The organism is Leisingera sp. SS27 (genome assembly GCF_028368855.1).
Classification (GTDB): Bacteria; Pseudomonadota; Alphaproteobacteria; order Rhodobacterales; family Rhodobacteraceae; genus Leisingera.
The window spans coordinates 254,200-265,812 of the sequence record NZ_JAQNCY010000004.1; the positions used below are offsets into that span (position 1 = coordinate 254,200).

The 11,613-nt window shown below is 60.3% G+C and carries 10 protein-coding genes; 5 read left to right on the top strand and 5 right to left on the bottom strand.

Translation table 11 applies throughout. The annotated features are described in order from the left end of the window. Window positions 1-6 precede the first annotated feature (6 nt). Both N6L27_RS11315 and N6L27_RS11320 read right to left on the bottom strand, forming a co-directional pair. A complete protein-coding gene (locus N6L27_RS11315) occupies window positions 7-1,335 on the bottom strand; it encodes an aspartate aminotransferase family protein (RefSeq protein WP_271907355.1) in 1,329 nt (442 codons plus the stop codon). Between the two features lie 2 nt (window positions 1,336-1,337). After that, a complete protein-coding gene (locus tag N6L27_RS11320) occupies window positions 1,338-2,153 on the bottom strand; it encodes a 3-keto-5-aminohexanoate cleavage protein (RefSeq protein WP_442915761.1) in 816 nt (271 codons plus the stop codon). 256 nt (window positions 2,154-2,409) lie between these two features. On the opposite strand from N6L27_RS11320, the gene N6L27_RS11325 reads away from it, so the two are divergent. Continuing rightward, entirely contained in the window at window positions 2,410-3,807 is a 1,398-nt protein-coding gene (locus N6L27_RS11325; RefSeq protein ID WP_271907356.1) for an aminotransferase family protein, read from the top strand. Between the two features lie 224 nt (window positions 3,808-4,031). On the opposite strand, the gene N6L27_RS11330 is transcribed toward N6L27_RS11325, so the two are convergent. The 3 genes from N6L27_RS11330 to N6L27_RS11340 all read right to left on the bottom strand — a co-directional run bounded on the left by N6L27_RS11330 (window position 4,032) and on the right by N6L27_RS11340 (window position 6,192). Continuing rightward, window positions 4,032-5,063, bottom strand: coding sequence for a permease (locus tag N6L27_RS11330; RefSeq protein ID WP_271907357.1), 1,032 nt, complete (start codon window positions 5,061-5,063; stop codon window positions 4,032-4,034). Further along, entirely contained in the window at window positions 5,056-5,367 is a 312-nt protein-coding gene (locus N6L27_RS11335) for an ArsR/SmtB family transcription factor (protein ID WP_271907358.1), read from the bottom strand. The genes N6L27_RS11330 and N6L27_RS11335 overlap by 8 nt, the downstream gene beginning before the upstream one ends. Window positions 5,368-5,448: 81 nt before the next feature. Continuing rightward, a complete protein-coding gene (locus N6L27_RS11340) occupies window positions 5,449-6,192 on the bottom strand; it encodes a hypothetical protein (protein WP_271907359.1) in 744 nt (247 codons plus the stop codon). Between the two features lie 105 nt (window positions 6,193-6,297). Between N6L27_RS11340 and pdxR the strand changes: the two genes are divergently transcribed. The 4 genes from pdxR (at window position 6,298) to pta (ending at window position 11,611) form a co-directional block, all read left to right on the top strand. Beyond that, window positions 6,298-7,758 (top strand): MocR-like pyridoxine biosynthesis transcription factor PdxR, encoded by a 1,461-nt coding sequence (gene pdxR / locus N6L27_RS11345; RefSeq protein ID WP_271907360.1) that lies wholly within the window; start codon window positions 6,298-6,300, stop codon window positions 7,756-7,758. A gap of 256 nt (window positions 7,759-8,014) precedes the next feature. Then, on the top strand, window positions 8,015-9,787 hold the full coding sequence (xsc, locus tag N6L27_RS11350) for a sulfoacetaldehyde acetyltransferase (RefSeq protein WP_271907361.1): 1,773 nt from the start codon (window positions 8,015-8,017) through the stop codon (window positions 9,785-9,787). A 4-nt stretch (window positions 9,788-9,791) separates the two neighbouring features. Continuing rightward, window positions 9,792-10,538: a TSUP family transporter gene (locus N6L27_RS11355; RefSeq protein ID WP_271907362.1), complete on the top strand. Its 747-nt coding sequence runs from the start codon at window positions 9,792-9,794 to the stop codon at window positions 10,536-10,538. A 38-nt stretch (window positions 10,539-10,576) separates the two neighbouring features. Next, window positions 10,577-11,611 (top strand): phosphate acetyltransferase, encoded by a 1,035-nt coding sequence (gene pta, locus N6L27_RS11360; RefSeq protein ID WP_442915762.1) that lies wholly within the window; start codon window positions 10,577-10,579, stop codon window positions 11,609-11,611. Window positions 11,612-11,613: the final 2 nt, after the last annotated feature.

Genomic DNA, 11,613 nt, shown 5'->3' on the forward strand with positions numbered 1-11,613 from the left:
AAAGGACTACTCTGCAGGCAGGCACTGAGCGATGGCTGTTTCCAGCTTATCCACCACTTCAGCGATCTGTTCATCTGTGATGATGAATGGAGGCGCCAGCAGGATATGGTCGCCGTTCCGGCCATCCCGCGTGCCTGACATCGGATAGCAGATCAGGCCAGCCTGAAACGCTGCCTTTTTGATTTTTCCTGCCAAACCCAGTGCCGGATCAAACGGAGCCTTGGTCTCGCGATCAGCGACAAGCTCCACTCCGCGGAACAGCCCCCGTCCACGGATGTCGCCAATATTGGGGTGCTGTCCCAGACGTTCTTCCAGCGCAGCCTGCAGTTTCTCTCCCATCTCGGCACAGCGCGGCACCAAACCGCGCTCCAGCATCGCCCTGACCACAGCAAGCCCCGCCGCTGTTGCCACCGGGTGACCGATATAGGTGTGGCCATGCTGAAAAAATCCGGAACCACACTCAATCGCCTTATAAGTCTGCCTGGTGCACAGAATAGCGCCAATAGGCTGGTAGCCCGCCCCCAGCCCCTTTGCGATGCAGAGAATATCAGGCGCCACGCCGTCGGCCTCGCAAGCGAAAAGATACCCAGTGCGCCCCATGCCGCACATAACCTCGTCAAGTATCAGCAGCACGCCATATTGGTCGCAAATCTCACGAATGCGTTTGAAGTAGCCCTCCACCGCGGGCACTGCACCAGAGGTTGCTCCAACCACCGGCTCCGCCATGAAAGCCATCACGGTATCAGGCCCCAGGCGGAGGATTTCCTCTTCCAGCTCATTGGCAACCCGCTGGCCGTAGTCATAGCTGCTCTCGCCCTCTGCCTTGCCCACGTATTCATAGCAGGGCGAGATGTGAGAGATTTCGATCAGGAGCGGCGCAAATTGTGTCCTGCGCCATTCATTGCCACCCGCAGCCAGCGCACCAAGAGTGTTTCCGTGGTAGCTTTGTTTGCGAGCAATAAGATGCCGGCGCTGCGGCTCGCCGCGCTCCAGATGGTACTGGCGGGCGAGTTTGATTGCAGCCTCTGTAGCTTCGGAGCCGCCGGAGACGAAATAAACCCGGTCAATGTCACCGGGTGCATTGGCGACCAGCAGGTCCGCCAGTTCCTCGGCGGGTTCGGAGGTGAGGAAACCAGTGTGGGCAAAGGCCAGTTTGCCCACTTGATCCTGCACTGCCTGAATGACATCGGCGTCGGAATGCCCCAAGCAGGACACCGCTGCGCCGCCGGAACCGTCGAAATAGCGCTTGCCTTCCGCGTCAATCAGATAGCAGCCGTCGCCTGCAACAGCGGTGGGCAGGTCAGCCTTGGTGTGGCGGGGAAAGACGTGAGACATGTTCAGCACTCCTTGAGGCGATGGCCCGCGTCCCGCGCGGCCTGGGCGAAGGCGGCAACTGAGGCTGCATTGTCTGCCAGCAGCCCGCCCTCAGGTGTTTCGATGTTATTCTCGAATCCGATTCGCACATCCCCGCCTGCAGCCACTGCGGCCAGCAGGCAGGCGTGCTCGTTCCGGCCGAAGGCGCAGGCAGTCCAGTTCAGGCGCAAATCCGCCGCAGCGTCACAGAAGACAGCCAAGCCTTCGGGCCGGGCAAGAACCGGGGGGGTGTAATTGCCCAGAACAAAAATGGCATCGCGCATAATGCCCGGCACGGTGCCGTCCTGATACCAGGCACGCAACTGGGCGATGCAGTCAGGACCGTACAATATGTGTTGGAGCTTGGTACCTGCTTCCCGGCAAAACGCATAGGCCTGACTGGCCAATTGCGGGTCACGGGCCATTTCCCGGACTGAAACCGAAGCTGCGGCCGGACGCAAAGCCTTCAGGCAGTCAAATTGGGCGGCCACATCATACAAGCACGCACTTTCCGTAGTGATCTGAACCGCCATTGCGGGCACACTTTCCCGAACTGCATCAATGGCTTCACGATAGCGGCCCGCATCAAGCGAATGCCGCCCGGTATCATCGCGCACGTGCAAATGCAGGCTTTGAGCACCCGCAGCAAAACAAGCCGCCGCCACTTCAGCCGTTTGCTGCGGCGTACAAGGCAACTGCGGGTGATCCGCGCGTGTCCGCCGGGCACCATTTGGGGCCACCATCAAAGTAAACTTTGCCACGGGTGTTCTCCTTTTCGGCCATACTGCCGCCGCTTGCATATTAAACACCTGCACAAGCTGGCATCATGATACAGATAAACTCAACGAGGCAATTCCATAACATTTGCTCTTTCAGGGTCAGCCCTCGGCTGCACCTCGCCAAGGAACCGGAATGCCCCGCCTCTGGACCTAAGCAAGCACATTCTCTGGCCCTAACGAATTCCCGGATTCTGACGTTTCTGGTACATAATACGCCTCAGAAGCCCTGTAGGGTTCCGGGCAGCCTGATTCACTTCTAACGCCGAAAGGACATGTCATGGACGGCACGTTCAACGAAAACGATCTCTCCCGCGTGGTCGAGGCCGACAAGGCCCACATGTGGCACCACCTGTTCCAGCACAAGGCGCTGGAAACCACTGACCCGCGCATCATTGTCGAGGGCAAAGGCATGCGCGTCTGGGATCAGAACGGCAAGGAGTTCCTGGACGCGGTTTCCGGCGGTGTGTGGACTGTCAACGTGGGCTATGGCCGCGAAAACATCTGCAAGGCCGTCTATGACCAGCTGATGAAGGTCTGCTATTTCGCCAACTCCGCAGGCTCCATCCCTGGCGCACTGTTTGCCGAAAAGCTGATCGAGAAGATGCCGGGCATGACCCGCGTCTACTACACCAACTCCGGATCCGAGGCGAATGAGAAAGCCTTCAAGATGGTCCGCCAGATCGCCCACAAGAAATACGGCGGCAAGAAAACCAAGATCCTGTACCGTGACCGCGACTATCACGGCTCCACCTTGGCGACCATGTCGGCAGGCGGCCAGGATGAGCGCAACGCGCAGTACGGCCCATTCGCGCCTGACTTCGTCCGCGTGCCCCACTGCATGGAGTACCGTAAGCATGAGCTGGGACTGGAACATCTGTCCGGCCGCGAGTTCGGTATTGCCGCAGCTGACGCAATCGAAGAAGTCATCCTGCGCGAAGGCCCGGAAACCGTCGGCGCCCTGTGCCTGGAGCCGGTGACCGCAGGCGGCGGTGTGATCGAAGCACCGGAAGGCTACTGGGAGCGCGTGCAGGAGATCTGCAAGAAGTACGACGTGCTTCTGCACATCGACGAAGTGGTCTGCGGCGTCGGCCGCACCGGCAAATGGTTCGGCTACCAGCAGTACGGCATAAAGCCGGACTTCGTGACCATGGCCAAAGGCGTTGCCTCCGGCTATGCGGCAATTGCCTGCATGGTCACCACTGAGGAAGTCTTCAACATGTTCAAGGAAGACGCGTCCGATCCGATGGGTTACTTCCGCGACATTTCAACCTTTGGCGGCTGCACCGCAGGTCCCGCAGCTGCGCTGGAAAACATGCGCATCATCGAAGACGAGAACCTTCTGGAAAACTGCGCAGCCATGGGTGAGCGGATGCTGAACAACCTGCGCGCTTTGCAGGAAAAGCATGCCGTGATCGGCGACGTCCGCGGTAAGGGCCTGTTCCTGGGCGCTGAGCTGGTGCAAGACCGCGAAACCAAGGAGCCGGTGGAAGAGAAACTGGCCCAGCAAGTTGTCGCGGAATGCGGCGCGCAGGGTGTGATCATCGGTGTCACCAACCGCTCGCTGCCCGGCCGCAACAACACCCTTTGCTTCAGCCCCGCGCTGATTGCCACCGCCGATGACATCGACGCAATCTGCGATGCGGTCGACAAAGCACTGACCAAAGTATTCGGCTGACAACTTCTCCCTGTTGGACGAAAAACTGCGCCCCGGAATCCGGGGCGTTTTCTTTTGCGAAACGCGAGACAATGCTGCCAATGGCCTGCTGCTGGGCAGCTGGCCCCGGCGCAGTGGGTTCAAATGAACTCCGTTGCCGGTCCGGAGGGAGGCTCGAGTCACCGTGACTTCCTTTGGACGGGAAACGGCGCCGCGCGTCAGCGCGGCGCCCGCTTTTGGAATTTTCAGATCAGCTGGAATAGAATGCCAGACAGAATCGCGCCGCTTACTCCCAGTCCCAGATAGGCGGCAAATACTTTTGGCTTGACCAGCGACCAGACCGCGGCCATGGCAGGAATTGAGCTGACCGCGCCTGCCACCATAAAGGCCATCGCCGCACCCGCGCTCATTCCCTGCTCCATCAGACCAGCCAGAAGCGGTGGCGCTACATAGGAATTGAGGTAGGCTGGCATCCCGACCAGAGCCGCAACGGCAATTGGCAGCACACCATCCCCGCCGACAAGTCCGGCAATCACTCCGGCCGGCACGTAGTGGACTAAAACAGACTCCAGCACATAAGCCAGCGCCAGCCATTTCAACAGGAACAGGCCGTTTGAAACGAACTCCCTGCGAAAGTTCGCCCGTCGCTCTGCCTCAGTCCAGAAACTCCAGTTTGGCCTGGCATCCGTACTCGTGCTGCCACAACCGCAGCAACTTCTGGGCTTCTGATGCCGTAGAGGGCTGGCAAAGACGCCCTGCCCACGCAACAGCTTGATGGCAAAACCGCCAAACAGCCCCAAAGCCACTGCAGCCACTGCCTTACCGATGGCGAATGGCCAGCCCAAAGCGCCCGCCGTGATTAACAGCGTCGGCGGGTCAATCAGCGGTGAGGACAGCCAGAACGCCATCACCGCCGACAACGGCGCACCGAGCGACAGAAGCCCTGCAATGAACGGAATCACCTCGCAAGAGCAGAAGGGTGCCAAGCCGCCAAACAAAGCGGCTAGGAAGATCATCCTGGTTTCACGGCCTTCAAAAGCGCGTGCAACCATCGTCTCGGCCCCTGTTGCCTTGAGATAGGCCAACAGCAGCACTGCAAACAGGATATATCGTGCTGTGCTGCCCAGTGCCGCCAGGGTGAACTCCAGAACAGATCGGAAGTTGCCCGGATCAAGAATTGCCACAGCTGCCAGCAATGCGACGCTTAGCGTCCAAGGTGTTTTCAGCCAGCGGCGCAGCATCTTCACAGTGTGGGGTTGCTGTGTCAGTTCAGCCATCGCTTGCATCCCTCGTGCCTGCATCCACGCAGCATTCCTGCAAGATGAAGCCCGCAAGCGCCTCTAGCCGCCCATAATCGGCCCGGCAGACGGTGCTGCGCCCGTCGCGCGCCTGCCCGATCACGCCCGCCGCGGTCAGAAATCTCAGATGGTGAGCCAGAGTCGAAGGCGCGATACCGGTGCGGCTCTGAACTTCTCCGACAGTCAGCCCGCTGTCTCCAGCCCGGATCAGGCATCGCAGAACCTGCAAGCGTGCTTCGGACCCCATGGCTGCGAAGCCTTGAGCAGCTTCTTCCCACTCCATAATCTCAACTCCAATCGATTCGATAAAACTAGTTTTATAGCCTTAACGCCAAGTTTCAAGAGGAGACAGGTTCCTGCCAAGCTAGAGCTGCAGGTGGATATGATCATCGTGCCGCGCAGCACGGCACCCCTGAAAGCGCAGTTTGCCGGAACTCACCCCAAACCGGCTTTGCAGATGCGGCTCAAGAAAGACTTTTCTGACCCTGCCGTCTGCAGCCAGAACCCGCAGCAGATGACGGGTGCGGTCCGCATCGACCTCCAAATCCCGCCACAATACCTGCAGCGCCTGTAGGTCCCAGCGCAGTGACAGCCAGGCAGCCGGGCATTCCGACACTCCCTGTTCAAAGGCAAAATAGCCGATCGGAGACCGGACCGCCTTGGGCCTATAGCCTGATGCGTCGGAATAATAGAAAGCGATATCCGCTTTGCGCCCGTCACTATGTGACAAGTGCGGAAGCAGCGGAAAGCCGGCCAGAAAAGGGAAATTTGCATCTAGCACCAGCGTAACGGTACCGGGATAAGCTGTATCAACCGCTGTCGCAGTTTCCTGCAGCACCTCGGCCAGCTCCGGTGTCACAAAGTTCCGGTTTAACAGGCAAAAATACCAAGACTGCATCTGCAGAGGGCCCTGCTGCCAGCAGCTGAGCGCAACCCGCCCGAAGTGCGGAGCGGTCCAGATGGCCGAAAGGCTGAGACCCAAGTAAAGAACCAGGAATGCTGCAAGCCTGCGCCGGAACATAAGCGCCACTAACCAAGCAATCCCGCCGAGTTGTGTGAGAAGGGTTAATAGAAGGGTAAATGCTAAGTGGCCAATGATTTTCAACATGCGGCAAACTGGCACTGCCCGCCCGGCCAGTACAAGGCGCAGATTCCACTAAACTGGCCCTAAGTCCAGATTGCACCCCACTTAAGTCCACTCTAAGGTGCCTGCATGGCCATTTCCGTTGACACCTTCTTTCTGAACCCGGACGCGCAGGGAACACTGCAGGCGCAGATTCAGGAAATGATTGCCGAGGGTATCTTGTCCGGCCGCTTCCGGGTTGGCGAGAAGCTGCCTTCCTCGCGCAAACTAGCCGCGCATCTGGGCATCAGCCGGATCACCGTGACGTTAGCCTATACAGAACTTCTGGCGAACGACTATCTCACCTCTCGCGGGCGTTCAGGGTATTTTGTCTCCGACAATGCGCCCGTACCGCCCTCCTATACACCGCAACAAAAATCCGGCGATACTGTGGACTGGGGCAAGGTGATGTCACGCAGCTTTACAGGCGGCGACACCCCCCGCAAACCGCAGGACTGGCGCGACTACCGGTACCCATTCATCTACGGACAGGCGGACGCCTCGCTGTTCGATCACGCCAATTGGCGGCTTTGTGCGCTGCGCGCCTTGGGGCAAAAAGATTTCTCTGCCCTGGCCAATGATTACTTCGATCAGGACGACCCGCTGCTGATCGAGTATATCGCCCGCCATACACTGCCACGGCGCGGTATCACGGCACGGCCGGAGGAAATTCTGATCACGCTGGGCGCCCAAAACGCACTGTGGATCACCTGCCAGCTTCTGCTGAACCGCGGACGCCGCGCAGCTGTTGAGGACCCGGCCTACTACACCTTACGTGACCAGGTAGTGCAAACCAGATGCCAGGTCGACTGCATTCCGGTGGATGACTGCGGCCTGCCACCCGGCAGCATCCCTGATGACACCAATGTCATCTTCTGCACTCCCAGCCACCAGAGCCCGACCACATTCACAATGCCAATGGAACGCCGCAAGGAACTGCTGCGGCGTGCCAGCGAAATCGATGCCGTGATTGTCGAGGACGACTACGAGTTCGAAATGTCCTTCCTCGGCGCGCCCTCACCGTCACTCAAGTCGCTCGACACTGAAGGTCGGGTTATCTACGCGGGCAGTTTTTCCAAGTCGCTGTTCCCAGGCCTCAGGCTCGGCTACTTAGTCGGCTCTGAACCGTTTATCCGGCAGGCCCGTGCGTTGCGGGCAAGCGTGCTGCGGCACCCTCCTGGCCACGTTCAGCGCACAGTTGCCTATTTTCTTTCACTCGGCCACTACGACGCACAAATCCGCCGCATCGCCAAGGTCCTGCACGACCGGCGCGCCGTGATCGAGGATGCAATCCGCAAATACGATCTGACTATCGCCGGCGTCGGCAGCTTTGGTGGTTCCGCCCTTTGGATGCAGGCACCTGAGAATGCCGATACCACCGCAGTTGCCGAAAGGCTGCGCGAAAAAAGCGTGATCATTGAACCTGGCGCGCCCTTCTTTGCCGCCGAACGCCGCAAGAAAAACTACTACAGACTGGGCTATTCCTCGATTCCTGCAACGCGGATTGAACCGGGTCTGGCCCTGCTGGCTCAAGCGCTTGAACAGCCCTAACCTGCACGCTCGCCTAAAAATCAAAAATGATACGAATAGTATCATCAGGCGATACGAATAATTTCGAACGCCGAATAGGCGTGAACGGCTGAACCTTATGTGAAAATCCTGCTTAGCTATTTTCATAAGTCCAATTTTGGACCTACTCCAGCATTCCAACTGGCCCTAACCGGACACCCCAGCGCCCCCTAAACCAGAGTCAACTCCCGGCACTTTGGCCCGGGCGGATTATGCGTCTCACTCAGGAGCAAGACCCATGAAAATGACCACCGAAGAAGCCTTCGTCAAAGTGCTTCAGATGCACGGCATCGAGCATGCCTTTGGTATTATCGGCTCGGCCATGATGCCGATCTCCGACATCTTTGAGCCGGCGGGCATCACCTTCTGGGATTGCGCACACGAAGGCTCCGGCGGCATGATGGCAGACGGCTACACCCGTGCCACCGGCAAAATGTCGATGATGATCGCCCAGAACGGCCCCGGCATTACCAACTTCGTGACCGCGGTAAAAACAGCTTACTGGAACCACACCCCGCTGCTGCTGGTTACCCCGCAGGCAGCAAACAAGACCATGGGTCAGGGCGGTTTCCAGGAAATGGAACAAATGCGCATGTTCGCCGACTGCGTCTGCTACCAGGAAGAAGTGCGTGACCCGTCCCGTATGGCTGAAGTCCTTAACCGCGTGATCATGCAGGCCAAGCGCAACTCCGCTCCGGCCCAGATCAACGTGCCGCGCGACTACTTCACCCAGGTTGTCGACATCGATCTGCCGGCAGTTGTCGACTTTGAACGCCCCGCAGGCGGCACAGACGCAGTCAACGAAGCCGCCGAACTGCTGTCGAACGCGAAATTCCCGGTCATCCTGAACGGTGCCGGCGTTGTCATCGGCGGCGCGATCCCGTCCTCGATGGCCCTGGCCGAGCGCCTGGACGCCCCGGTCTGCGTTGGTTACCAGCACAACGACGCCTTCCCCGGCTCGCACCCGCTGTTTGCTGGCCCGCTGGGCTACAACGGCTCCAAGGCCGGCATGGAACTGATCTCCAAGGCCGACGTCGTCCTTGCCCTGGGCACACGCCTGAACCCGTTCTCGACCCTGCCCGGCTATGGCATCGACTACTGGCCGACCGACGCGAAAATCATCCAGGTTGACATCAACCCGGACCGCATCGGCCTGACCAAGAAAGTCACCGTCGGCATCGTCGGCGACGCCAAGCAGGTTGCAGACACCATCCTGGGCAAACTGTCCGGCACCGCAGGCGACGAGGGCCGTGAAGAGCGCAAGGCGCTGATCGCGCACACCAAATCCTCCTGGGCACAGGAACTGTCCTCGATGGACAGCGAGCAGGACGATCCCGGCACCACCTGGAACGAGCGTGCCCGCGCTGCCAAGCCTGACTGGCTGTCGCCGCGCCGCGCATGGCGTGCGATCCAGGCCGGCCTGCCGAAGGATGCGATCATCTCCTCCGACATCGGCAACAACTGCGCCATCGGCAACGCCTACCCGTCCTTCGAGGAAGGCCGCAAGTACCTGGCTCCCGGCCTGTTCGGCCCCTGCGGCTACGGCCTGCCGGCGGTTGTCGGTGCGAAGATCGGCTGCCCGGACGTTCCGGTTGTCGGCTTCTCCGGCGACGGCGCCTTCGGCATCGCTGTGACCGAGCTGACCGCAATCGGCCGCGAGGAATGGCCCGCCGTGACCCAGGTTGTCTTCCGCAACTACCAGTGGGGCGCGGAAAAGCGTAACTCCACCCTGTGGTTCGACGACAACTTTGTCGGCACCGAGCTGGACACCCAGGTGTCTTATGCCGGTATCGCCAATGCTTGCGGCCTGAAAGGTGTGGTTGCCCGCACTCAGGAAGAGCTGACCGACGCCCTGCGCCAGGCCTGCGAAGACCAGAAGAGAGGCATCACCACCCTGATCGAAGCGATGATCAATCAGGAACTGGGCGAGCCCTTCCGCCGCGACGCGATGAAGAAGCCGGTTCAGGTTGCAGGCATCAGCAAGGACGACATGCGTCCGCAGAAAGTCTGAGAAAATGGATCTGCCCTTTGACCTGTCCACCGGCCAGGGGGCATTTCTGGCCGCCGCGTTATTCGCGGCGGCCGTTATCCGGGGCTTTTCCGGCTTCGGATTTTCCGCGATCTTCATCATTTTGGCGGCCCTCACCACCAATCCCCTGCCGCTGATCCCCGTGGTGTTTTCCTGCGAAATCGCCATGACCGCCTTTCAGGCCCGCGACATCCGCCCGTATATCGACTGGCACCGGGCCTTTGCTCTGCTGGCCGGGGCTGCCATCGCAACCGTTCCAGCCATCGCCATCATGGCGCGGTTGGGTGAACAGGAGGCCCGGCTGGCGATCTCGAGCCTGATCCTGGTTCTAAGCCTGGTTTTGCTGAGCGGCTGGCAACTGGAGCGCCCTGTTGGACGCAATGGAAATGTGGGCGTAGGTGCCATTGCTGGCATCGCCAACAGCGCCGGCGTCGGCGGGCTGCCGGTGGCGGCCTTTCTGACCGCCCAGCCAGTTCCGCCTGCGGTGTTCCGCGCGACGATGATCGTTTTCCTGACCGGCATCGACATGATGGCGCTGCCGGTTATGGCCGCAAACGGGCTGGTCGGGCCAGAAACCCTGACCGGCATCCTGCTGGCCTTTCCCATTCTGGGCCTCGGCATCTTGGCCGGGTCTCACAGTTTCAAAGCGGTCTCGCAATCGCTGTTCCGCCACGCGGTGGTGCTGATGCTGACCGCACTGTCGCTGATCAATATCGCACGGCTGGCATTCTGACTGCCGCGCCCTGCCCCGAAACCACTGTTACAGGACGCATGCCCGTGACCCAAACCTTGTCCCCGCTCGAATTGCTGAAGGCCGAAGCCCCGGCGACCCGCCCCGTTGTTGCGCTGAGCGAGGGCACCGACCCCCGTGTGGTTGCAGGCGCTCTGGCCGCACATCAGGCCGGTATCGCCGACGTAATTCTGGTCGGCCCGCGGGTCGAGGTTGAGGCTGCCCTGGAAGCCGAAGGTTCCAAGGCTGGTGAAGGTGTGACAATCCACGATCCGGCCACCTCGGATCTGACTGCAAGCTTTGCTGCCGAGTATTATGAACTGCGCAAACACAAGGGCGTAGATGAGGCCAAGGCCCGTGCTGCGGCTGAAACGCCGCTGGTTTATGCCGCCATGCTGGTCCGACTTGGCCATGCAAACGGCACCGTCGGCGGTGCTGTGCACACCACCGGCGATGTGGTGCGCAGCGCCATCCAGGTGATCGGCATGGCGCCGGATGCCGGCATGGTCTCCTCCTTCTTCCTGATGTACCCGCCGGCAGACGCGCCCGAAGGTGCCCGCGCGATGCTGTACTCGGACTGTGGACTGGTGATTGACCCCAAGCCCGCCGAAATGGTTTCCATCGCCGCAGCTTCGGCCCAATCAGCCAGCGCTCTGTTGCGGGTGGATCCGAAACTGGCCTTCCTCAGCTTTTCGACCAAAGGCAGCGCCAAGCACCCGGCTGTGGACAAGGTGACTGAAGCCCTGAGCCTGTTCCAGGAAGAGCATCCGGAACTGCCCGCCGATGGCGAGCTGCAGTTTGACGCGGCCTTTGTCCCCTCGGTCGGGGAGCGCAAATCGCCGGGTTCTGCCGTTGCAGGCCAGGCCAACGTCATGATCTTCCCGAACCTGGACGCCGGCAACATCAGCTACAAGATCACCCAGCGGCTGGGCGGCTACTCCGCCATCGGCCCGGTCCTGCAGGGACTTGCCAAACCTGCCAACGACCTGTCGCGCGGCTGCAGCGCCGAGGACGTGACCCAGATCATCGCTGTCACGATCCTGCAGGCCGCAAGCGCCAAGCGTCCGGAAAGTTGAAC

Bases quoted from the DNA above. Each gene is read 5' to 3' on its own strand.
- N6L27_RS11315 (WP_271907355.1), bottom strand. From the start codon at position 1,335: ATGTCTCACGTCTTTCCCCGCCACACCAAGGCTGACCTGCCCACCGCT.
- N6L27_RS11320 (WP_442915761.1), bottom strand. From the start codon at position 2,153: ATGCAAGCGGCGGCAGTATGGCCGAAAAGGAGAACACCCGTGGCAAAG.
- N6L27_RS11325 (WP_271907356.1), top strand. From the start codon at position 2,410: ATGGACGGCACGTTCAACGAAAACGATCTCTCCCGCGTGGTCGAGGCC.
- N6L27_RS11330 (WP_271907357.1), bottom strand. From the start codon at position 5,063: ATGGCTGAACTGACACAGCAACCCCACACTGTGAAGATGCTGCGCCGC.
- N6L27_RS11335 (WP_271907358.1), bottom strand. From the start codon at position 5,367: ATGGAGTGGGAAGAAGCTGCTCAAGGCTTCGCAGCCATGGGGTCCGAA.
- N6L27_RS11340 (WP_271907359.1), bottom strand. From the start codon at position 6,192: ATGTTGAAAATCATTGGCCACTTAGCATTTACCCTTCTATTAACCCTT.
- pdxR (WP_271907360.1), top strand. From the start codon at position 6,298: ATGGCCATTTCCGTTGACACCTTCTTTCTGAACCCGGACGCGCAGGGA.
- xsc (WP_271907361.1), top strand. From the start codon at position 8,015: ATGAAAATGACCACCGAAGAAGCCTTCGTCAAAGTGCTTCAGATGCAC.
- N6L27_RS11355 (WP_271907362.1), top strand. From the start codon at position 9,792: ATGGATCTGCCCTTTGACCTGTCCACCGGCCAGGGGGCATTTCTGGCC.
- pta (WP_442915762.1), top strand. From the start codon at position 10,577: ATGCCCGTGACCCAAACCTTGTCCCCGCTCGAATTGCTGAAGGCCGAA.